The sequence below is a fragment of the Cobetia sp. UCD-24C genome, from assembly GCF_001306765.1.
GTDB lineage: Bacteria > Pseudomonadota > Gammaproteobacteria > Pseudomonadales > Halomonadaceae > Cobetia > Cobetia amphilecti.
In genome coordinates, this window is sequence record NZ_LJTD01000005.1 from 118463 (window position 1) to 139312 (window position 20850).

Below are 20850 nucleotides of genomic sequence, written 5' to 3' on the forward strand. Positions count from 1 at the left end.
GCCTCTGAAGAACGCCATCACGCCATCACTCGATCATCAACGGGATCAACACCATTAAAATTCGCGCCGCCGTCACCGCCACCCAAGGCCAGCCCTTCGACCTCAAGGACGTCGAACTGGCGTCCCCCAAGGGTGACGAGATTCTGGTACGTGTCGTGGCCACCGGGGTCTGCCATACCGATGCCGCCGCACGCGACCTGGGCATCGCCCCCTATCCGATCGTGCTCGGCCATGAAGGGGCCGGTGTGGTCGAGCAGATCGGTGACAATGTCCGCGACATGGAAGTCGGCGACCATGTGGTGCTGTCCTTCGCACACTGTGGCCATTGCAGTCACTGCCTGACCGGACACCCGACCGTCTGCGAGCGTGGCGGTGAGCTCAACTTCGGCGGTGTGATGGATGATGGCGGCAAGCGCCTGAGCTGTGACGGCCATGACGTGGCCACCTTCTTCGGCCAGTCGTCCTTCGCCACTCACGCCGTGGTCAGCGAGCGCAATGCCGTCAAGGTCGACAGCGATGTCGATCTCGCCCTGCTGGGCCCGCTGGGTTGCGGCATCCAGACTGGCGCCGGCACCATCCTCAATCGCCTCAAGCCGGGCTTCGGTGACAGTCTCGTCGTGTTCGGCTGTGGCGCCGTGGGCCTGAGTGCCGTGATGGCGGCCAAGATCGCCGGCTGCAAGAACATCATCGCGGTCGACCTGCACGAGAGCCGTCTGGAACTGGCCCATGAGCTGGGCGCGACCCACAGCGTCAACGGCAAGACCGAGGACCTGGTCGGCGAGATCAAGCGCATCAACGATGGCGGCAGCGAATTCTCCCTCGAGACCACCGGCGTGCCGATGCTGGTGCGCAGCTCCCTGCAGGTACTGCGTCCGCTGGGCACCTCTGCCATCGTCGGCCTGACCCACGATGTGACCCTGGACGTGCACCACGACCTGATGGCGGAAGGCAAGTCGATGATCGGGGTGATCGAAGGCGACGCCGTACCGCGCGTCTTCATCCCGCGTCTGGTCGGCTACTACAAGGAAGGCCGCTTCCCCTTCGACAAGCTGATCCAGATGTATGACTTCGATGACATCGAACAGGCCTTCGCGGATTCGAAATCAGGCCTGACCGTCAAGCCGGTGCTGCGCATCAGCTCGCTGTAATCAGCGCCTGCGCCACCTGGCCTGTACCTAAAAGCCCCCGTGCGTCACTGACGCACGGGGGCTTTCTTCGTTGGGCGACACGACCTCAGTCAGCGCGCTCGCGCATTGCCTACGACTGACACAGCTGCCAGGCGTCGTGGTCGATATCGAGCATGGCGGCGATGGCGGCCGAGGCGATGACATGCGTCTGGCCACTGGCCTCGTCATGCACATTGAGACCGCCCTGCACCACCGTCACCTCGGCGCGCCCACGGGGAAGCTCGCGCGCCACCGCGTCCGTATCCACGGCGTCCGGCTCCTGGACCGCGATGGTGACCTCGACGCGCATCTGGTGGTGATCGATGCCGAGTGACTGGAACATCACGATGGAGGAATGATGCAGGGCGTCATGCACCGCACGGCAGGCAGCCTTGGTGTAGTCCATGCCGTAGAGGTCATTGCCGGTGCCCATCTCGAGAATGATGCGTTGCTCGCTCATGACTGACCTCCTGCCGACTGCCCGGGCGTGGAAGAAGTGGACGCCGCGCCGGCGGCCGCCGCGCCGGTGGCCGCCATGTCGAATGACACGATGATGGCGACATTGGCGATCACGCTGACCCCGCTGCCATCCGGCTTGGCGACGTCCAGCCCGCCCTTGACCACGCGCACACTGGGCTGACCGTAGGGAAAGATGCCCAGCAGGGCGTCACTGTCGACCTTGTCGGGCTGCTGCACGCCGACCTCGACCTCGATCAGCATCGCCTCCTTGGGGAAGCCGAAGGCGTCCGCCACGTTGAGCGAGTTGTGCCACAGGGCATCGCGGATGCCACGTGCCGCCGCCTCGGTGTAGTTCTGGCTGCGAATGGAGGTGCCCATGCCGAACTGGGTCACCATGCGTGTCTTGGCCACATTACCCCCTGATTTCCTGTCACGGAAAAGACGTACCACTCGCGCCGCCTATCAGCGCGGATGCTTGAAAAGCCCGATCACCCAACCTATCCCGCCCAGCAGCAGGGCGCCCTGCCAATCTCCCTGGAACAGCTCGATCAGCGCCAGGACGATCGCCACCAGCTGCGCACTGCGCACCGGGCTGACCGTCGCTGTGGGCTTGCGGTCATCCTGCTCTGACATGCGGCCTCCCGTCGCTGGCCCGATATCTTTATCAGACGATGACAACGTCGCCCCATCGTTTCAGGAAAGCCTCAAGTAGAAAATACGACTTCCGTCCCCGAGCACCAGCAGGCACCAGCCCCGATCAGCTCATCGGGTCGTGGCAGGCGTCTCAAGCGCCAGCTGGCCCCAGAAGTGGCCGGTGCTGCGCGACAGCGTCGGGTCATTCATCAGGTAGGCAAAGGTGGCCATGGGGTCGAGGTCGGCAAAGGTCTCGGGGTGCAGCCAGCGCGCGATGGCCTCCAGCGCGACGATGGCATAGGGCCCCTGGTGGAAGCCATGCCACAGCGCCATCACCCGGCCCTGCTTGACGGCATCGAGTGACTGCCAGCCGGGCAGTGTCTGCACCATGCGCGCCAGATCGTGCTGGATATCCTCACCCGAGATGCCGATGCCGGCACGCAGGCCATCGCCCTTGGCCCACTGGCCGCCGGTATTGAGAATCGCCTCGGGCGGGTGTGCCAGCACCCACTCCTTGCTGAGGGTGGCACCGCTGACCGGCGCCAGTTCAGCGGCCAGATTGCGCCCGCCGGCCCGCGTGACCAGGTCCGCCACGCCGTTGTGCAGATTGGTACGACAGCAATCCACCTTCACGCCCGGTGCGATGTTGATCAGCACACGCGGCCGTTCGGCTATCGTCGCCAGACGTTCGTCAATCAGCGCCAGATGCGCCGCGATGGTGTCATCCACCTCGCGGGCACGCGCCTCGACACCGAGCACGTCACCCAGCAGGCGCACGCTGACCGGAGCATCCTGCAGCGGATGGTGATTGAACTCGACATACAGGTAGGGAGTGCCGACCTCGTCCAGCAGCGCCGCCAACGGCGAGCCTTCGATACGCGAGCGCTGGGAGAGATCGAACAGCACCAGGTCCGGCGTCAGCGCCAGCAGGGCCTCGCCCTCCAGGCTCGGGGTCGAGGCGCGACTCAGCGCTGGCAGCGTGGCAAGTTGCGGCCAACGCGCTTCGAGACGCTCGGTCATCGCCGGGTCAAACACCGCCAAGGGATAGGCCCAGCCGACGATACGCTCAAGCGGCGCATCCAGCAGCGTCAAAAGCGCATACAGCTGGCGCGGCTGGGCGAGGAAGATGCGCTGCGGTGAGGCCGCAAGCGTCACCTCGCGCCCGGCGAGATCCGTGACCTGTCGTGGAAAGCTGGCCTGGGTCTGCCCCTTGGCGACCGGCTCGGCGGCATGGGCAAGGTTGCCCGGCGCGCTCGAGAAGGCGCCTGCGAAGACAGTGGCGAGTGCCAGCAGGCAGGCGCCTGCCAATCTTGTGCGCCTCGCCATCATCGTCTGGCTCCGACATCGCGCGTGATATGGCCGATATCGGCGTGGGCCGAGTCGGCGACGCGGTCGGTGAGCACCACCGGATGGCCCAGCGAGCAGCTCTCGATACGCGCCTCGATACCGTAAGCCTCACGCAGATGCTCGGCGGTGATCACCTCCCGCGGGGCCCCGGTGGCCAGCAGGCCGGAGGGCGCGAACAGGATGATCTGATCACAGAAACGCAGCGCCAGATTGATGTCATGCAGCGCGATCAGGCAGATGGCCTGCTGCTCCTGCACCACACCGCGTACGCCTTCGATCAAGGCCAGCTGCCAGCGCAGGTCCAGCGCACTGGTCGGCTCATCCAGCAGCAGCAGTTGCGGCTGGCGCACCAGCGCCTGGGCGAGGCCGACCATCTGACGCTGGCCACCGGAGAGTGTGTCCATGCGCCGGAAGGCCAGCGAATGCAGCGACAGGCGCGCGAAGACCTGCTCGACCAGCGAGTCGGTTGCCTCGCGGCTCAACTCGGCACGCGCCGCGCGACAGGCGCTGGCCACGGCTTCGTAGGCGACCAGACTGGTCGGCTGCGGCAGCGTCTGCGGCAGGTAGCCGACATGGCGCATGCGGTTCGCCCCGTGCAGCGACGACAGCGCAAGCTCGCCGAGGTGGATGTCGCCCTTGGCCGGGCGCATGCCGGCAATCGCCTTGAGGAAGGTCGACTTGCCGACCGCATTCGGCCCGAGCACACCGACCAGTGAGCCCGCCGGCAGCGGCGGCAGGTCGAGTTGATCGAAGATCATGCGCCGCTGATAGCCGGTGGTCAGCTGCGAGATCCTCAAGGATGCTTGCGAATCAAAGACGTGATGGCTCATCCCTGCCCCCTGCGCTGTCCGAGCAGCAAGGCGAGGAAACAGGGGATACCGATCAACGAGGTCACGATCCCCACCGGCAGCACCAGGCCGGGTACCAGCGACTCACTGGCCGTCGCGGCCAGGGACAGTACCAACGCCCCCGCCAGCGCACTGCCGGGCAGATAGAAGCGATGGTCTTCCCCCAGCGCCAGACGCGCCATGTGCGGCCCGACCAGACCGATGAAGCCGATGGTGCCGACAAAGGCCACTGCCACTGCCGCCAGCAGGCTGACGCGTAGCAGCGCCGTGCGGCGCAGACGGGTGACCGGCACGCCGAAGCTGCGCGCATGGTCTTCCCCGGCACGCAGCGCTGTCAGCGCCCAGGCACGCCGCATGGCGAAGGGCAGGCAGACGACCAAGACGCTTGCGATGATCGCGACTCGCTCCCATGAGGCTTCCGACAGGCTGCCCATGGTCCAGAACACCAGCTGTTGCAGCGCATCGGGACTGGCCACGAACTGCACCAGCGCATTGACGGCGTTGAGCACGAAGACCAGCGCGATGCCGAACAGCACGATGACCTCGCGACTGGCGCCATACAGCGAGGCCACGGCATCGATGGCCAGAATCGACAGCGCCGCGAACACGAAGGCCATCAGCGCGATGGTGTAGCTGGGCGGCAGCCCCGGCAAGGCCACATCCAGGATGATGACCAGCGAGGCACCAAGCGTCGCCGCGGCGCCCACGCCCAGTGTGAAGGGGCTGGCCAGGGCGTTGTTGAGCACGGTCTGCATCTCGGCGCCCGCAAGCCCCAGAGCTGCACCGACCAGCGCCGCCATCACCGCCGTCGGCAAACGAATCTGCCAGACGATGGCTTCATTGATCGGCCCGTGCGAGCCGGGATTGATGAGTTCGCCCAGCAGATCAGACAGCGCGAGATCGGCAGGGCCGGTCATGATGTCGCCAAGGATGGCCAACAGCAGCGCCAGACCCAGCGCGGCGAGAATCACCACACGTTTCCAGGCGAAGCGCCGGTATTGCTGGGCGAGCGTAGGCGACGGTTCAGGCGCTGAGGCCTGAGCGTGCGCGGGGGGAGACATCGGACTTTTTTCAATCACCAGCAAGGTCTGCCACTAGGAGGAGGAAGTGAACTTCCATGCATCAGGGCCCACCGGAGCCGCCAGGCAGCTCGGCTATCAGCATGAATCATGCGCAGATGATAATGATTGACGCCTGCAGTCACAATGCGCACGGCCGCGACTGGCGATATGCGCGCCCCGGCTCACGCACGCTTCGGCAAATACCCGACTCAGTAAATCTCTGGCTCGGAAAATGACAGGCTCGTAAAGTGTCAGGCTCTGAAATGACAGACTCGGTGAACAGGGCGGCAAAAACTTGGTAGCGTCATGGCGGGTTGCTATGTTCAAGACTCGCTCGCCCCTTCTCTTGCCCAGGAGTCTGACATGGCCCGCCTCACTGCAAAGGATTTTGCTCCCGAGTTGCTGGAGCTGTACGACGGATATGTGCATGGCAACATCACTCGCCGCCAGTTTCTGGATCGCGCGGCGACCTTTGCCGTTGCGGGCATGACGGCCACCTCGATTCTGGCAAGTCTGAGCCCCGACTACGCGTTGGCCTCCCAGGTCGAGTTCACCGACCCCGACATCGTCGCCGAATACATCACCTACCCGTCCCCCAAGGGCCACGGCGAGGTGCGCGCCTATCTGGTGAAGCCCGCCAAGGCCAGCGGCCCGCTGCCGGGCGTGGTGGTGGTGCACGAGAATCGTGGCCTCAACCCCTATATCGAGGACGTGGCGCGCCGCGTGGCCAAGGCCGGCTATATCGCGCTGGCCCCGGATGGGCTGAGCTCGGTGGGCGGCTATCCGGGCAATGACTCCAGAGGCAAGGAGCTGCAGGCACAGGTAGACCCTGAAAAGCTGATGAACGACTTCTTCGCCGCCATCGATTACCTGATGAGCGAGGACCGCACCACCGGCAAGATCGGCATCACCGGCTTCTGCTACGGCGGGGGCGTCTCCAATGCCGCCGCCGTGGCCTATCCGGAGCTTGCCTGTGCCGTGCCCTTCTATGGCCGCCAGCCGCGCGCCGAGGAAGTTGCCGCCATCAAGGCCCCGCTGTTGCTGCACTATGCGGAGCACGATGAGCGCGTCAATGCCGGCTGGCCCGCCTATGAAGCCGCGCTGAAGGAGCACGACAAGGTCTATGAGGCCTACATCTACCCGGACACCCACCACGGCTTCCACAACGACTCCACCCCGCGCTATGACGAACAGGCCGCCAAGCTCGCCTGGGACAGAACTCTTGCCTGGTTCGAGAAGTATCTGAGCTGACCTCAGACGGCACCAGGAAGACGGCCTGCCCGCCTCAAGGCAACGAAGCCAGCCATCACGCTATTCCCGTGGTGGCTGGCTTCGTCATTTTCGAGTGAGACCGATACCGGTCTCTTCAGGCTCAGACCCGCTCTAAACACAGCTCAGCTGCACAGCATGCCACTGGCGACGATCTCGCTGAGCGTGCCCTTGCCGATGCCGCTGATGCGGGTCAGTTGACCGCTGGAACTCCACGGACGCTGACGGATGATATCGGCGGCGCGTGCCGGCCCGATATTGGGCAGGCGATCCAGCTGATCGGCGTTGGCGGTATTGAGGTCGATACAGGTCTGACTCGCCGAACTGGAGGCGTTGGATGCACGACTGGCCACCTCTGCGCCCGCCGCCTGCGGCTGGCCGCCGTCCAGCGGCAGTAACGCCAGTGTCTCGCCGGTCACCGACAGATAGATCGGGGCGTGATCGGAGACATCGGCACGCGCCGCCTCATGACTGATGCCCAGATAGTCCGGGAAGCGGAACACCTCGCCGCTGGCGCTGGGCCATTCGCTCGGCACATACCAGATGTTGTCGTAGAGCGAGGCATAGCGGCCATCGGTCTTGGAGAGCGTCGTTGCGCCCTCGGTGATCAGCGGGCGCAGGCCGAGGGTCCGCAGATCTCCCCAGGCAGGCTCATCCGGCGCCATGTTGAAGTCGCCCATGATGATCGCCGGGGTGCCGGGCGAGATTTCCTTCATCAGGTCGTAGATATCCGCCAGCGCACGGATTTCCGGCGCGCGATCCGCCTTGCTGTCGCCGTAGACGATATGCACGTTGGCGGCGCTGAAGGCCCGCCCGCTGTCCTTGTCGACGAAGGTGGCCAGCAGCGGCTCGCGCGAGAACACATCCTCGGGGTCGAGATAAACGGTAGCCCCGCCCTGATAGGCGATCGTCTTGTCGCGATACAGATAGGCGTAACGCTCGGTATAGGTGCTCCGCCCGACCGCATGGCTGACCAGGCTGTCCCACTCATCGCCGGTCAGCGCCTCAAGCTGCTGCTCGAGCTCGCTGACGACCTCCTCCTTCATCACCTCCTGCAGGCCGATCAGGTCCATATGGCTCGCCACCGCCGCGACCTGCTCGAGATGCTTGCCGTTGTTCCAGCCGGCATGCTTCAGATTCCAGCTGGCGATCACCGCATCCGCCTGACTACTGGCCGCAGCGCCCAGCAGCACGGGCACTGTCAGTGCCATCACCACCCTTCTGGCGATGCGCTCAAGCCGAGAACCGCCAGACGGCTGCCGGCCGCGCGCGGGCTTGCTGTTGCTGCTCGTGCTGCTGTTGCTCATGCTGCTGTTGCCAGCGAAATCCAGGTGACTGCTGCTCGTATTGCTGACGCTACCGCGCTGACCTATCCGTATCACTGCGTGACCCTTGACTGATGACTCGTACACAAAAGACCGTAAGAGACTGTATCTTATGGACTTGTCGTCAAGGTTTATAGAACCACGATATTATTTATTATCCTTTGCGCGACTCTTGATGGATGACAGAGAGCTAGCGCGTTACGCCACCGTCAGCGCCGGACCTTGCCACTTGACCTTTCAGCGCCAGCTTTTACTCTCGAGCGCTGATGCTTCCTTTCTCCAGTCACGAGATCCCATGACCCCATCGTCATCCCTTTCTCCCGGCAGCCTGCTGAATCAGCTGCGCCAGACCACGCCGCTGGTGCACAACATCACCAATCACGTCGCGATGACGCCGACCGCCAATACCCTGCTGGCCATCGGTGCCTCGCCGCTGATGGCGCATGCACAGCAGGAAATCCAGGAGATCTCCACCATCTGTGCGGCGCTGTCGATCAATATCGGCACCCTGTCGCCCAGCTGGATCGAGGCCATGCAGCTGGCCGCGATGTGCGCCCACCGCGATGGCAAACCCTGGGTGCTGGACCCGGTCGGCATCGGCGCCTCCAGCCTGCGCCAGTATGCGTGCCGCACGCTTTTGGAATATCGCCCCAGCGTGATTCGCGCCAATGCCTCCGAAGTGCTGGCGCTGGCCGGTGAGATGAATCAGGGTCGTGGCGTGGACAGCGGCGATGACGGTGAGGATGCGCTGCAGCGCGCCAGCCGGGCCGCCGTCGCGCTGGCGCGCACGCAGAACTGCGTGGTGGCGATGACTGGCCGTGTCGATGTCGTCACCGATGGCCAGCGGCAAATCACGGTTCAGGGTGGCCATGCGCTGATGGGGCGCGTCACCGCCATGGGCTGCGCGCTGAGCAGTGTGGTCGCCGCCTTTCTCGCCGCCTCCCTCGCCGCCTCCCTCGCCGGGCATGACGACACCCTGCACGCCACCGCCGCCGCGCTGGCCTGCTACGCCGAGGCCGGTGAGGCGGCGGGCCAGTCGGCGCAAGGCCCGGGCAGCTTCGTGCCACGCTTCATGGATGCCCTGTATACTCTCGACGCCGATTCCACCCCGCTAGCCTCTCGTCTGGAGCTGACCGATGTCACTTGATCTATCCCTTTACCTGGTCACCGACCCCGCGCTGTGCGCAGAGCGCGGCCTGGAAGCCACCGTGATGGCCGCCGTGCGTGGCGGCGTCAGTGTCGTGCAGCTGCGTGACAAGCACGCCAGCGACGAAGAGATGATCGCTCAGGCCATCCGCCTCAAGGCGCTGCTGGACGAGTACGAGGTGCCGCTGATCATCAATGACCGCATCGAGGTCGCGCTGGCCAGTGGCGCCGATGGCCTGCACATCGGTCAGAGCGATGGCGACCCGGTCGAGGCGCGTCGCCGTCTCGGCGAGGACGCCTTGATCGGCCTGTCGGTCCAGACGCTTGAGCAGCTCAAGGCCGTCGATGTCGAGCGCATCGACTACCTCGGCCTCGGCCCGGTGCATGCCACCCCGACCAAGCCGGATCATGCCGCACCGCTGGGTATCGAGGGGCTCACGCAGCTCGTGCGCTCAAGCCCGCTGCCGACGGTCGCCATCGGCGGCATCTCGCTGGCCAATGCCGGCGAAGTCATGACCAGCGGCACCGACGGCCTCGCCGTCGTCTCGGCGCTGTGCAGTGCCGAAGACCCCGCCGCAGCCGCCCAGCAATTCCTGGCGCAGTATCCTTTCTGATCTGAACTGTGCTGATCTGAGCTGAATTGAGCGGATCCAAGCCCGCCAGTCACGACAACGCCCGCCATGGTCAGCCATGGCGGGCGTTGTCGTCTTTGCTACCTGAACTGATTGAGCTGATTGAACTGATTGAGCGGATCAGCTGGCCGCGAGATCACTCTCGGCATTGGCCACCAGCGCGAACTCTTCCTCGGCGGTCTTCGCCACCAGCTGATGGCGGCTGAAGATGGCGTAGTAGGCGATGCCCACCACGAACAGCACCAGAGTGTAGTTGAAGGCGCGCGGGTCAAAGGCATAGACCCCGGTCAGCGCGATCAGCGACAGCACCAGCGCGATGGAAGATGTCACGATGCCACCCGGCGTGCGATAGGGGCGCGCCATCTGCGGCTGGCGCAGGCGCAGCAGGATATGGCTGGCGGCCATCAGTGCGTAGGAGGCGGTCGCCCCCACCACCGCCATGCCCAGGATCAGATCGCCTTCACCGGTCAGCGAGACCAGGAAACCGAAGATGCCCGGCACCACCAGCGCCCAGGTCGGCGCCTTGCGCTTGCTGGTCAGCGACAGCGTCTTGGGCAGATAGCCGGCCCGTGACAGCGCGAACACCAGACGGCTGTAGCCGTAGATGATCGAGAAGAACGAGGCCACCAGCCCGGCCAGCGCCAGCACGTTGACCAGCGTCGCCAACCCTTCGCTGCCGGTCGCGTTCAGCGCATCCACCAGCGGCACGGCACTGCTGCCGATCGCCTCGGCACCGGCGGCACCGGCCAGCAGGAAGACGACGAGCACAGCGGTGAACATCAGAAACAGCATGGCGCCGATGATGCCACGCGGGACATCACGGGCCGGGTTGCGCGATTCCTCCGCCGCCAGTGGCACCCCTTCCACGGCCAGGAACAGCCACATGCCGAAGGGCAGCGCGGCCCAGATGCCATACCAGCCATTGGGCATGAAATCGCTGGCGCCCCAGGCATCCGTCGGCGCGATGTCGAACAGGCGGCTGCTGTCGAAGTCACCGATCAGCGCGACGGCGGTGGCGATGATCGCGAACACCGCCAGGCCGCTGATCACCATCATCACCTTGAGCGCCTCGCCGACCCCCGCCAGGTGGATGCCGATGAATACCAGGTAGAAGATGGCGTAGATGATCGGGCCATTGATGCCCAGCAGCGACTCCACCGCGCTGCCGATGAAGATGACGATGGCTGCGGGTGCCAGCGCATATTCGATCAATACCGCAAGGCCCGTGAGATAGCCGCCAGCCGGGCCCATGGCCTGACGCGCGAAGCTGTAACCGCCGCCGGCGGCCGGTATCGCCGCTGACATTTCCGCCAGCGACAGCACCAGCGCCAGATACATGATGCCCATCAGTAGCGCCGCGATCGCGAAGCCGCCCCAGCCCGCCTCCGCGATACCGAAATTCCAGCCGGCGAAATCGCCGGAGATCACATAGGAGACCCCAAGTCCCGCCAGCAGAATCCAACCCGCCGTGCCCTTCTTTAACTGGCGTCTGGCCAGATAGTCCTGCTCATTCGTGTCGTGGTTCGTGTCGCGAGTCATGGTGCCGCCTTGTTTCCGTCAAGCATTGTCATTGTTGGATCGGGAGATTCCCGCTGATGCGCTGCCATCCCGTCAGGACAGCAGGAAGTTCTGGATACCGCCCCCGCTCTCCAGCGAGTTGTCACCACTTCTGTCCTTGAGCCCCACCCCGGTGAGGCCGAGCTTGCGTGCCTCGCGCAGCAGGTAATGCAGACGCTGGGCAGCCATGGCGAAGTCAAGCCCTGCCGGGCGCACGTTGGAGATGCAGTTGCGACTGGCATCACTGAGGCCGACGCGCGGCTGCCAGGTGAGATAGAGGCCGAGGCTGTCCGGAGAACTGAGACCGGGGCGCTCGCCGACCATCACCAGCACCGCCCGCGCCTTGAGCAGTTCACCGACTTCATCGCCGATCGCGACCCGTCCCTGCTCCACCACGCTGATGGGTGTCAGCGTCCAGGCATCCGGGCCATCCTCGGCAAGCGCTTCCAGCAATGCCGCGATGAAGGGCGCGGCGTTGTTCTGGACCGCCAGAGACGACAGCCCATCGACGATCACGATGGCCAGATCCGCAGGCTCCGGTGCGAGGCTGGACAACTGCTCACACGAGGCCTCATCGAGCCGTCGCCCGTAGTCGGGGCGTTGCAGATAGGTGGTGCGATCCACGGCGCGGCTGTGCAGATGCTGGATCTGCGGAGCATGCTCGAGCGCTGTGAGCTGGTTGAGGTCCTCGATCAGTCGAGGAATCTCCAGCGGCAGGTGGACGGCATCCTGGGCGCGGGCGTGCGCCAGCTGGAATTCCAGCGAACGATTGGTCGGCAGACTGATGCCGGCACGGCCAAGGCCGATGCGCGCATCCGTGAACTGGCCAAGCCGCTGCCAGGGATTGGGCGTGACGATGGCATCGGGTTCGAGGCTGCGCGAGACCGCATCAGCAGAGGGCTGGTCATGTCTCATGCGTCACCTCCTGTCACCTGACGCAGTGAATTGGCGAAGCGGTCGGGCATTTCGCGCGGCAGTGCCTGGGTGGCGACATCGGTGAAGATCTGCATCTCCTCGAGCCAGGCGGCGAATTCCGGCGCCGGGCCCAGGCCCAGCACCCGCCGTGCATAGAGAGCATCGTGGAAGGAGGTGGTCTGATAATTGAGCATGATGTCATCCGAGCCGGGGATGCCCATGATGAAGTTGCAGCCCGCCACCCCGAGCAGCGTCAGCAGGGTATCCATGTCGTTCTGATCGGCATCGGCATGATTGGTGTAGCAGATGTCGCAGCCCATCGGCAGGCCCAGAAGCTTGCCGCAGAAGTGGTCCTCGAGGCCGGCGCGGATGATCTCCTTGCCATTGAACAGATACTCGGGGCCGATGAAGCCGACCACGGTATTGACCAGCAGCGGCGAGTACTTGCGCGCCACCGCATAGGCGCGCGCCTCGCAGGTCTGCTGGTCCAGGCCGTGATGGGCATCGGCGGACAGCGCACTGCCCTGGCCGGTCTCGAAATACATCACGTTGTCGCCCACCGTGCCGCGCTTGAGCGACAGCGCAGCCTGCTGGGCCTCCGCCAGCACGGAAAGCTCGACGCCGAAGCTCTCGTTGGTGGCCTGGGTGCCGCCGATGGACTGGAAGACAAGATCCACCGGGGCGCCCTGCTCGATGCATTCAATGGTGTTGGTGACGTGGGTGAGCACGCAGGACTGGGTGGGGATTTCGTATTTCTGGATCACTTCATCCATCAGACGCATCAGCTTGATGCTCTGGGCCACGTTGTCGGTGGCCGGATTGATGCCGATCACGGCGTCGCCGTTGCCGTAGAGCAGGCCATCGAGAATGCTGGCAGCGATGCCGGTGACATCATCGGTGGGATGGTTGGGCTGCAGGCGCGTGGAGAGATGGCCGCTCTTGCCGATGGTATTGCGAAAGGCCGTGACCACCTCACACTTCTTCGCGACCAGAATCAGGTCCTGATTGCGCATCAGCTTGCTGACCGCCGCGGCCATTTCCGGGGTGATGCCGGCACGCACCTGCGCCAGCACCGCCGGCGTCGCGAGGTCACTCAGCAGCCAGTTGCGGAAGTCACCGACGGTGAGATGGGCGATCGGCAGGAAGGCTACCGGATCATGCTCATCGATGATCAGGCGGGTGATGTCGTCCTGTTCGTAGGGAATCAGCACGTCGTCCAGGAAGGTCTTGAGGGGCAATTCGGCCAGACACAGCTGAGCGATCACTCGCTCTTCGGCGGTTTCCGCGATCACGCCAGCAAGGCGATCTCCGGAGCGGGCGGGGGTCGCCTTGGCCATCAGCTCGGCCAGACTGGCGAAGCGATGGACCTGACTGCCCAGGGTGTAACGGTATTCGCGACTCATGGGTGATTCCTTGCACTGACAGATGTCATTTCATCTCAGTCGTTTTGCAGGAATCACGCCAATTTCTTCAGGTCCCTCTTTGGTCCTGCACATGCCTGCAGACCCCACGCTGCAAGGCGTACCTTCATGACTGACACGCCTGCACGGCGAGAATGAACATCACCGCGGCGACACCCTCGCACCAGATTGGCGCGCCTTCAGTCATTCGCGAACGGAGGCGAGCAGACAGATGCTGCCAATTGGTGCGCCCGCCCAGCCATGTCGCATGAGATGGGACAAGTGCATCGGCGCCAGATCAGCGACGTGCGCCACCCAGCTCCGTGATGATCGCCTCGCGCTGCTTGAGCGAGGCCACGCCTGCCTCTCCCAGCTTGCTGGCCACCTCGCTGAGCAGGCCTTCGGCGAGAAACATGAAGGCGCTCATGCTGTTGCTGTAGAAGAGGCTGTGATTGGGCACATGGAAGCTGTAGCGCGCCAGCGGCTCCAGCGGGGAGCTGGCCGAATCGGTCAACGCGATCACCACGACTCCGCGTTTCACCGCGACCTCGGCGCAGGCCACCACGCTTGGGGTGTAGGGGAAGCAGCTGGCCACCACCAGCACGTCGCCGGCCGCCAGCTGGGCAAGTGCATCCGCCACGCCCTGACGACTGGCATCCAGCGGCGCCACGTCAGGACGCAGCATGCCAAGTCCATAGGCCATGAACAGTGCCAGAGAATTGAACTGACGCATGCCATGCAGGCGCACGCGCGGGGCTTCTGCCAGCAAGGTGGTGGCGGCCTCGAAGGCCGCGGCGTCCACCCTCTCCAACATGCCGAGAATATTGGCGCTTTCCTGTCGCCCCAACCGCGCCAGCTGCGCCATGGCGGTGCTATCGGCGTCTCGCGCCAGCAGCTGCGAGGCCTGCTGGCTGTAGAAATGCTCGCCATCCGTCACCGCCTGGCGAAAGATATCCTGAAACCTGCTGAAGCCCTCGTAGCCCAGCCGCTGGGCCAGACGCGAGAAGGTCGAGGCGTTCACGCCGGTCAGCTCCGCCAGCTGGCTGATGGAAGACACCGCCGTGCGTTGCGGGGACTCGATCAGCACCGCCAGCACGCGCCGGGAACTCGCGCCGAGACGAATCTCCACCTCACGACGATCGATCGCCGCCAGCAGCTGCTTCAACCCCTCCAGGGTCTCCGGCGGCGAGTCAGGGGATGCGGGCCCGGGGGCTCGGGAGGATGGGGGCATGGGATACCTCCTTGGCAAGGGACAGGACAGATGGCGGCAACGGTAGCATCTCTGGCTGGTCGAGTCCGAAGGCACAAGCGACAACTTGCAATTATTAATTGCATAAACGACAAATGCACTACATATTTGCATTACGCCTTCGCGCCCCCGCCCCACGGAGCCCCCATGAGCCACGTCTTCCATCGCAACCTCCATCAGGACTACCCCACCGCCGTGCAGGGCGATGGCCCCTACATCGTCGACCGAGAGGGTCGCCGTTATCTGGATGCCAGCGGTGGCGCTGCCGTGTCATGCCTGGGCCACAGCGATGAAGCGGTAGCTCAGGCCATCAAGGATCAGGTCAGCCGACTGGCCTACGCGCATACCTCGTTCTTCACCAGCGAGCCGATGGAGCAGCTGGCCGACTTCCTCATCGAGCGCGCCCCCGCAGGGCTCGACTCCGTCTACTTCGTCTCCGGTGGCTCGGAAGCGGTCGAGGCAGCGCTCAAGCTGGCCCGCCAATATTTCGTCGAGATCGGCCAGCCCCAACGCAAGCATCTGATCGCGCGGCGTCAGAGCTATCACGGCAATACGCTGGGCGCGCTGGCCACTGGCGGCAACGCCTGGCGCCGCCAGCAGTTCGAGCCGCTGTTGATCAACGTCAGTCACGTCAGCCCCTGCTACGCCTATCGAGACCAGCAACCCGACGAGACGCCCGAGGCGATGGGCGTGCGTCTCGCCGCCGAGCTTGAGGCGGAAATCCTGCGTCTGGGCGCCGAGAACGTGATGGCCTTCGTGGCCGAGCCGGTGGTCGGTGCCACCCTGGGCGCCGTCACCGCGGTACCGGGCTACTTCAAACGCATCCGCGAGGTCTGTGATCGCTACGGCGTGCTGCTGATTCTCGACGAGGTGATGTGCGGCATGGGGCGCACCAGCAGTCTGTTCGCCGCCGAACAGGAAGGTGTCACGGCGGATCTGATCACCATCGCCAAGGGCCTGGGCGCCGGCTACCAGCCGATCGGCGCGACCCTGGTCAGCCAGCGCATCCGTGATGCCATCGCCAATGGCTCCGGCTTCTTCCAGCATGGCCATACCTATATCGGCCACGCCACCGCCTGTGCCGCAGCGCTGGCGGTCCAGCAGACCATCGAATCCCGCGACCTGCTCACACGCGTCAATGTCCTCGGCGAGGGGCTCAAGGCGCGCCTGAACGAGCGCTTCGCGCATCACCCCCATGTTGGCGACATCCGCGGTCGCGGCCTCTTCCAGGGACTGGAGCTGGTGGCGGATCGCGATTCCAAAAAGCCCTTCGACGCCTCCCTCAAGCTACATGCGCGACTCAAGAAGGCCGCCATGGCCGAAGGCCTGATGTGCTATCCGATGGGCGGTACCCTCGATGGCCGCCAGGGCGATCACATCCTGCTGGCACCGCCGTTCATTCTGCAGGAGTCGCATCTGGACGAGATCACCGCCAAGCTGGGGCGTGCCATCGATACCACCCTTGCCAGCCTGTGACGGCTCAGCTGAAGGCACATTGCCTACCCCACGATCTTTGAATGGATTTGAATGGAGTGACTTTCATGGCGATCACATCGCGCCTGACCGAACTGGATGACGCCAGCATGAGCACGGCTCAGCGCGAGGTACTGGCCGAGATTCTCAGCGGCCCGCGCGGCAATCTGGACGGCCCTTTCCTGGCCTGGATCCACAGCCCCGAGCTTGCCAATCATGCCCAGCGCCTCGGTGCCTTCTGCCGCTACGCCACCGGCCTTGAGCTGCGCCTCAGCGAGCTGGCGATTCTCACCACGGCGGTGTGGTGGAAATCCCAGGCTGAATGGCAGATTCACGCGCCGATCGCCGAGCAGGCCGGCCTCGCGCCCGAGATCATCACGGCGCTGCGCGAGGAGCGTGAACCCGCGTTTGAACAAGACGATGAGCGGCTGATCTATCGCATCACCCGCGCGCTCTACGCCGAGCGGCGCGTCGATGATGGCCTGTACGGCGAGGCCGTCGCGATGTTCGGCGAAACCGTGGTGGTGGAGCTGGTCGGGGTGCTGGGCTATTACGCCCTGGTGGCGATGACGCTGAATGTCTTCGCCGTCCGGCGTGGTGATGACATCCCGCTGCCCTTCGAGGAGCCGAGCCGATCTTGAAACGCGTGTCTTGGAGGGCCTGGATTGCGCCACGCCCGGAACGCTTGAGAACGACACGCCCGGTGACAGCGCGCTTGCCGAGCTGTCGCGCGCGAGGCATGCTCGAAAGGTCCTCTGCTGCGCCCCGGCCCCCCCGGGGCGTGCGTCATTGCGGCGCGAACACCTCGATAACAACAAGATGACCACAAGGTGAGCGATCAATGAGTGATAGCGAACACACGGAAGTGGCCGTGATCGGCGCGGGCGCCGTCGGTGTCGCCTGCGCCCTGTGGCTGCGGCGCAGCGGCCACGAGGTGACGATGATCGAGCGCGAGGGCATCGCCAGCGGCACCTCCTTCGGCAATGCCAGTACCCTGGCGGATTATGGCTGCCTGCCCATCGCTCGCCCCGAGATCTGGCGCAGCATGCCCTCGCTGCTACTGTCACCTGACTCCCCCTTCGTCATCGACTGGAAGTGCCTGCCGAGACTCTCGCCCTGGCTGATGCGCTTCATGGTCCAGTGCAACGCCACTCGCTTTCGCGCCAACAGCGAGATGCTGGCCCAGCTGCTCAGCCATACCTACACGGACTACCAGCCGCTGCTGGACGATGCCCCCGCCGCCGCCGCGATGATTCAGCGCAAGGGCTGTCTGTATGCCTACGGCAAGGCCGAGAACCTGCAGGCCGCACAGGGCGATATCCGACTGCGCGACCAGCTCGGCATCCACCAGCAGGTGCTGACGGCGGACGAGCTGATCGCGCTGGAACCGGCCATGGAAGGCCACACCGCGGGCGGCGTGCTGTTCCCCTCCTCCTGTCACCTCGATGACCCGCAGGTGTTCATCGACACCCTGGCCACCCCACTGCGCGAAGAGGGCCGAATCGTCATCGCCGAGGTCACCCGCCTGAGCCGTCGGGCCTCCGGCATGCTGCTGGAGTACGCCGATGGCCGGCGACTCATGGCGGACCGCGTGGTACTGGCGGCCGGGGCCTGGTCGGCACAGCTGGCCCGCCCGATCGGCGACCGGATTCCGCTGGATACCGAGCGTGGCTATCACATCGAATTCGATCTCGATCACTCGCCGCTCAACCGCCCGACCTGCCCGGTGGAAAGCGCCTTCTACATGACGCCACTGCACAGTGCCGAGGGTGCGCGCCTGCGCGTGGCCGGCACCGTGGAGCTGAGCTCGCTTGCGGGGCCGGCCAACCCGGCCCGTTTCGACTATCTGGAAAGCCGGGTGCGCAAGATCCTGGGCATTGACGCCCCGGTAGCCCGCCGCTGGCTGGGCTTTCGCCCCACCCTGCCCGATTCCGTGCCGGTGATCGGCCCGTCACCCAATGAGCCACGCGTGATCCATGCCTTTGGCCATCAGCATATCGGGGTGACACTGGCAGGCGTGACTGGGCGTCTGGTCAGCGAATGTTTAGCCAAAGGCTCACCAGAGTGGATCACGCCCTGCTCTGCGGCTCGATTTTGACACTCTGGGAGGATTCACGAGGCATCCGCGATGCGGGGCCGCCCGGAGGTCAGGCGCTCCAACAACAACTGCCACTCGCCGCACAGGGTGTCCGCATCGAAGCGCGCGGCATTGTCGCGCGCCAGCAGGGACATCTCGCTGCGGCGGGCTTCATCCGTGATCAGATCACGGATCTCGCGCGCCAGCGCCTCATCGTCCTCGACATCCACCAGCACGCCGCTGCCGCCGGCCAGGATTTCGGCAGGCCCGGTCTCACAGTCTGTCGAGACCACCGGCAAGCCGAAGGATTGCGCTTCCAGCAGGGTCATCGGCAGTCCCTCCCAGCGTGAGCTCATCACGTACAGCGCTGCCCGCTGATACTCCTTTTCCACCTGTGAGGTGCGGCCCACGAAGACGACGCTGTCACTCAGGCCCAATGTCCAGGCCTGGGCCTTGAGGTCATTTTCATCCTCACCCCAGCCGACGATGCGCAGCCGCCAGTCAGGGTGGACCGACACGACCTTGTGCCAGGCGTTCAACAGCACATCGAAGCCCTTCTGCTCCGTCAGGCGCCCGACGGCAAGCACGGTACGCGACGCTGCGTCCTCTTCGCAGGGCTTGGGGAAGTGCGGCACCGGATTCCAGATCGCGCCGACCTTGTCGCGGATGCGATAGCGCGCTCGCCAGGCCTCGGCATCCCGCTCGGTGAGCACCACGATGGCGTCGGCCAGGCGCACGGCGGTCGAGCGCCCCACCGAACGCAGGCGTGAACCATGATCGGTGGCGAGATTGAAATGCTCCCAGCAGATGATCCGGGCGCGCTGGAACGGGGCCCACGGCGCACAGAAGGCGAACAGGATCGAATCCACCAGCACCACCACATCGGCCTGTTGATGGCGGACCTTGGTCAGCAGCGCCGAACTGATGCCCAGCGAACGTCGGGCCCCGCCTCTGGCTTCCTTCAGATTCAGGCAACAGGTCGTGATGCTGTCCTCCAGGGCAAACGAGCTGGTCGCTGGCCCGAACAGACTCGCAATCATCACCTCATGACCCGAGCGCGCCAGTCCGCTGGCGATTTCGCATGTGACACGTTCCGTGCCTCCGTCGCTGGAAAGATTACCGACGACAAACAGAATCTTCATTGGCTCATGCGCTCCACAGGGAAATGCTCGCCGCGAGGCACCCGTCAGCAGGCGCGATAACGCCTTGCTTGATCGAAATGCTCAACTGCGGCGCAGAAAAAACCCGCCACCGACGAGGGTCGATGGCGGGAGATAGGGGGTATGACATGAAGCGGTGCGATCTAGTGCAGAACGCTAATGCAGAATGCTAGCGCAGGAACGGTTGCGCAAAACGGCTGATAGCAAGGCGACCGGCGGTCACCACGTCTTGACCGCTTCATGAAGAAAAATGCCTCAGGCATTTTTTGGAAAGACGGTACGTCAGCAAGACAGCACGTTTAGAAAGAAAACGCGCCAGCAGGACAGCGCGTCAGCAGGACAACACGACAAGAGGAGCGTGCGCGGTAAGCGGGCACGGGGAGCTAGTACGGAAACCGAGCTCGAAAAGCGAGTTCGAAAAGCAAGAGTGGCAAGCGGCCTGAGCGCTGAACGAACACTGCCAGGCATCATGCGAGATGCCAGCTCAACGCGTCTTGCCGATCCCGCCTTTTGAGAGGCACGCTTCGCACTGAGTCAAGGCGGACCTATAACGCGCGCCGTGGCATGGGGGATGAAAAGATAAATCCAATGCCGGCGCGCCAGGCTCAGCTCAATAGCTCAATAGCTCAATGCTGGCACCTGAAGACAGGATCAGCGGCCAGCCATCGGGCGCGACGACTCAGCGTCCTGCTGGCTCGTCCGGCTGGCAGTGATGGCTTCAGTCGAGACGCGATGGATGATGCCGCAGTCTTCACAGTGATAGAGCGGCGCCTTGCCGGCCAGTCGCTGCCACCAATGGCGTTTTACGCGATGTACGCTGGCGCCCCCGCATTGGGCGCAGAAACGATATCCACTCATGACGACATTCTGCTCTCTGTTGATGGTGTTCACGGGCATCCTTCCCTTTGATAACGATCGATCGCGTTCCAGCGAGACGGCCTGTTCAGCGACACGCGCTGTGTCATTGCCAGAAGAAGCACTGTCCCGACCGATTGAGCTCTCCAGGCAGGCGCCTGTCACTCTCACTCGCGGGGCCATTATGCGCGTTAAATCCAGCAGCAGTTCCTGATATTTGCCCAACTGTCGAGAACGATTTTCTTCATCTTCCTGACGAAAATCCAACGGTGTCAATA

20 protein-coding genes are annotated in these 20850 nt (G+C 64.4%); 7 read left to right on the top strand and 13 right to left on the bottom strand.

Annotated elements, in window-relative coordinates; genetic code table 11:
* The first annotated feature begins 155 nt into the window (after positions 1 to 155).
* Positions 156 to 1148, top strand: coding sequence for an NAD(P)-dependent alcohol dehydrogenase (locus AOG28_RS09240; protein WP_235507006.1), 993 nt, complete (start codon positions 156 to 158; stop codon positions 1146 to 1148).
* A 109-nt stretch (positions 1149 to 1257) separates the two neighbouring features.
* On the opposite strand, the gene AOG28_RS09245 is transcribed toward AOG28_RS09240, so the two are convergent.
* The 6 genes from AOG28_RS09245 to AOG28_RS09265 all read right to left on the bottom strand — a co-directional run bounded on the left by AOG28_RS09245 (position 1258) and on the right by AOG28_RS09265 (position 5514).
* Positions 1258 to 1626, bottom strand: a complete 369-nt coding sequence (locus tag AOG28_RS09245) for a Lin0512 family protein (protein WP_054556226.1) — start codon at positions 1624 to 1626, stop codon at positions 1258 to 1260.
* Positions 1623 to 2036, bottom strand: coding sequence for a Lin0512 family protein (locus AOG28_RS09250; RefSeq protein WP_082388606.1), 414 nt, complete (start codon positions 2034 to 2036; stop codon positions 1623 to 1625). The genes AOG28_RS09245 and AOG28_RS09250 overlap by 4 nt, the downstream gene beginning before the upstream one ends.
* Positions 2037 to 2087: 51 nt before the next feature.
* Positions 2088 to 2258, bottom strand: coding sequence for a hypothetical protein (locus AOG28_RS18440; protein WP_160317865.1), 171 nt, complete (start codon positions 2256 to 2258; stop codon positions 2088 to 2090).
* A 129-nt stretch (positions 2259 to 2387) separates the two neighbouring features.
* Positions 2388 to 3566, bottom strand: a complete 1179-nt coding sequence (locus AOG28_RS09255; protein ID WP_054556227.1) for an ABC transporter substrate-binding protein — start codon at positions 3564 to 3566, stop codon at positions 2388 to 2390.
* A gap of 17 nt (positions 3567 to 3583) precedes the next feature.
* On the bottom strand, positions 3584 to 4435 hold the full coding sequence (locus AOG28_RS09260; protein ID WP_054556228.1) for an ABC transporter ATP-binding protein: 852 nt from the start codon (positions 4433 to 4435) through the stop codon (positions 3584 to 3586).
* The gene (locus AOG28_RS09265; RefSeq protein WP_082388608.1) at positions 4432 to 5514 is read right to left on the bottom strand and encodes a FecCD family ABC transporter permease; all 1083 of its coding nucleotides are present in this window, start codon (positions 5512 to 5514) and stop codon (positions 4432 to 4434) included. Before AOG28_RS09265 ends, AOG28_RS09260 begins: the two co-directional genes overlap by 4 nt.
* Positions 5515 to 5877: 363 nt before the next feature.
* Between AOG28_RS09265 and yghX the strand changes: the two genes are divergently transcribed.
* Positions 5878 to 6765: a YghX family hydrolase gene (gene yghX / locus AOG28_RS09270; protein WP_054556229.1), complete on the top strand. Its 888-nt coding sequence runs from the start codon at positions 5878 to 5880 to the stop codon at positions 6763 to 6765.
* Positions 6766 to 6908: 143 nt separating this feature from the next.
* Here yghX and AOG28_RS09275 read toward each other — a convergent pair whose 3' ends face one another.
* Positions 6909 to 7994, bottom strand: coding sequence for an endonuclease/exonuclease/phosphatase family protein (locus tag AOG28_RS09275; RefSeq protein WP_082388661.1), 1086 nt, complete (start codon positions 7992 to 7994; stop codon positions 6909 to 6911).
* Positions 7995 to 8403: 409 nt separating this feature from the next.
* Here AOG28_RS09275 and thiM point away from each other — a divergent pair, with 409 nt between their 5' ends.
* Both thiM and thiE read left to right on the top strand, forming a co-directional pair.
* On the top strand, positions 8404 to 9255 hold the full coding sequence (thiM, locus tag AOG28_RS09280) for a hydroxyethylthiazole kinase (RefSeq protein WP_054556231.1): 852 nt from the start codon (positions 8404 to 8406) through the stop codon (positions 9253 to 9255).
* Complete coding sequence (thiE, locus tag AOG28_RS09285; RefSeq protein ID WP_054556232.1) at positions 9245 to 9868, top strand: thiamine phosphate synthase; 624 nt, start codon at positions 9245 to 9247, stop codon at positions 9866 to 9868. Before thiM ends, thiE begins: the two co-directional genes overlap by 11 nt.
* Before the next feature lie 138 nt (positions 9869 to 10006).
* On the opposite strand, the gene eat is transcribed toward thiE, so the two are convergent.
* The 4 genes from eat to AOG28_RS09305 all read right to left on the bottom strand — a co-directional run bounded on the left by eat (position 10007) and on the right by AOG28_RS09305 (position 14989).
* A complete protein-coding gene (eat, locus tag AOG28_RS09290) occupies positions 10007 to 11425 on the bottom strand; it encodes an ethanolamine permease (protein WP_054556233.1) in 1419 nt (472 codons plus the stop codon).
* A gap of 72 nt (positions 11426 to 11497) precedes the next feature.
* Positions 11498 to 12358: an ethanolamine ammonia-lyase subunit EutC gene (eutC, locus tag AOG28_RS09295; RefSeq protein ID WP_082388609.1), complete on the bottom strand. Its 861-nt coding sequence runs from the start codon at positions 12356 to 12358 to the stop codon at positions 11498 to 11500.
* Positions 12355 to 13761: an ethanolamine ammonia-lyase subunit EutB gene (locus AOG28_RS09300; protein ID WP_054556234.1), complete on the bottom strand. Its 1407-nt coding sequence runs from the start codon at positions 13759 to 13761 to the stop codon at positions 12355 to 12357. Before AOG28_RS09300 ends, eutC begins: the two co-directional genes overlap by 4 nt.
* Before the next feature lie 295 nt (positions 13762 to 14056).
* Positions 14057 to 14989, bottom strand: a complete 933-nt coding sequence (locus AOG28_RS09305) for a MurR/RpiR family transcriptional regulator (RefSeq protein WP_054556235.1) — start codon at positions 14987 to 14989, stop codon at positions 14057 to 14059.
* Positions 14990 to 15154: 165 nt separating this feature from the next.
* Between AOG28_RS09305 and AOG28_RS09310 the strand changes: the two genes are divergently transcribed.
* The 3 genes from AOG28_RS09310 (at position 15155) to AOG28_RS09320 (ending at position 18578) form a co-directional block, all read left to right on the top strand.
* Positions 15155 to 16483 (top strand): aspartate aminotransferase family protein, encoded by a 1329-nt coding sequence (locus tag AOG28_RS09310; protein ID WP_054556236.1) that lies wholly within the window; start codon positions 15155 to 15157, stop codon positions 16481 to 16483.
* Positions 16484 to 16548: 65 nt separating this feature from the next.
* Positions 16549 to 17121 carry a carboxymuconolactone decarboxylase family protein gene (locus tag AOG28_RS09315; protein ID WP_054556237.1) on the top strand — a complete coding sequence of 191 codons (573 nt, stop codon included), beginning with the start codon at positions 16549 to 16551 and terminating at the stop codon, positions 17119 to 17121.
* A gap of 200 nt (positions 17122 to 17321) precedes the next feature.
* Positions 17322 to 18578, top strand: coding sequence for an NAD(P)/FAD-dependent oxidoreductase (locus AOG28_RS09320; RefSeq protein WP_054556238.1), 1257 nt, complete (start codon positions 17322 to 17324; stop codon positions 18576 to 18578).
* 14 nt (positions 18579 to 18592) lie between these two features.
* On the opposite strand, the gene AOG28_RS09325 is transcribed toward AOG28_RS09320, so the two are convergent.
* Both AOG28_RS09325 and AOG28_RS18210 read right to left on the bottom strand, forming a co-directional pair.
* Positions 18593 to 19699 (bottom strand): glycosyltransferase family 4 protein, encoded by a 1107-nt coding sequence (locus tag AOG28_RS09325; RefSeq protein WP_054556239.1) that lies wholly within the window; start codon positions 19697 to 19699, stop codon positions 18593 to 18595.
* A 669-nt stretch (positions 19700 to 20368) separates the two neighbouring features.
* On the bottom strand, positions 20369 to 20848 hold the full coding sequence (locus AOG28_RS18210; protein ID WP_152965389.1) for a hypothetical protein: 480 nt from the start codon (positions 20846 to 20848) through the stop codon (positions 20369 to 20371).
* Positions 20849 to 20850: the final 2 nt, after the last annotated feature.

Bases quoted from the DNA above. Each gene is read 5' to 3' on its own strand.
- AOG28_RS09245 (WP_054556226.1), bottom strand. From the start codon at position 1,626: ATGAGCGAGCAACGCATCATTCTCGAGATGGGCACCGGCAATGACCTC.
- AOG28_RS18440 (WP_160317865.1), bottom strand. From the start codon at position 2,258: ATGTCAGAGCAGGATGACCGCAAGCCCACAGCGACGGTCAGCCCGGTG.
- AOG28_RS09260 (WP_054556228.1), bottom strand. From the start codon at position 4,435: ATGAGCCATCACGTCTTTGATTCGCAAGCATCCTTGAGGATCTCGCAG.
- AOG28_RS09265 (WP_082388608.1), bottom strand. From the start codon at position 5,514: ATGTCTCCCCCCGCGCACGCTCAGGCCTCAGCGCCTGAACCGTCGCCT.
- yghX (WP_054556229.1), top strand. From the start codon at position 5,878: ATGGCCCGCCTCACTGCAAAGGATTTTGCTCCCGAGTTGCTGGAGCTG.
- AOG28_RS09275 (WP_082388661.1), bottom strand. From the start codon at position 7,994: ATGGCACTGACAGTGCCCGTGCTGCTGGGCGCTGCGGCCAGTAGTCAG.
- thiM (WP_054556231.1), top strand. From the start codon at position 8,404: ATGACCCCATCGTCATCCCTTTCTCCCGGCAGCCTGCTGAATCAGCTG.
- thiE (WP_054556232.1), top strand. From the start codon at position 9,245: ATGTCACTTGATCTATCCCTTTACCTGGTCACCGACCCCGCGCTGTGC.
- eat (WP_054556233.1), bottom strand. From the start codon at position 11,425: ATGACTCGCGACACGAACCACGACACGAATGAGCAGGACTATCTGGCC.
- eutC (WP_082388609.1), bottom strand. From the start codon at position 12,358: ATGAGACATGACCAGCCCTCTGCTGATGCGGTCTCGCGCAGCCTCGAA.
- AOG28_RS09300 (WP_054556234.1), bottom strand. From the start codon at position 13,761: ATGAGTCGCGAATACCGTTACACCCTGGGCAGTCAGGTCCATCGCTTC.
- AOG28_RS09305 (WP_054556235.1), bottom strand. From the start codon at position 14,989: ATGCCCCCATCCTCCCGAGCCCCCGGGCCCGCATCCCCTGACTCGCCG.
- AOG28_RS09310 (WP_054556236.1), top strand. From the start codon at position 15,155: ATGAGCCACGTCTTCCATCGCAACCTCCATCAGGACTACCCCACCGCC.
- AOG28_RS09315 (WP_054556237.1), top strand. From the start codon at position 16,549: ATGGCGATCACATCGCGCCTGACCGAACTGGATGACGCCAGCATGAGC.
- AOG28_RS09320 (WP_054556238.1), top strand. From the start codon at position 17,322: ATGAGTGATAGCGAACACACGGAAGTGGCCGTGATCGGCGCGGGCGCC.
- AOG28_RS09325 (WP_054556239.1), bottom strand. From the start codon at position 19,699: ATGAAGATTCTGTTTGTCGTCGGTAATCTTTCCAGCGACGGAGGCACG.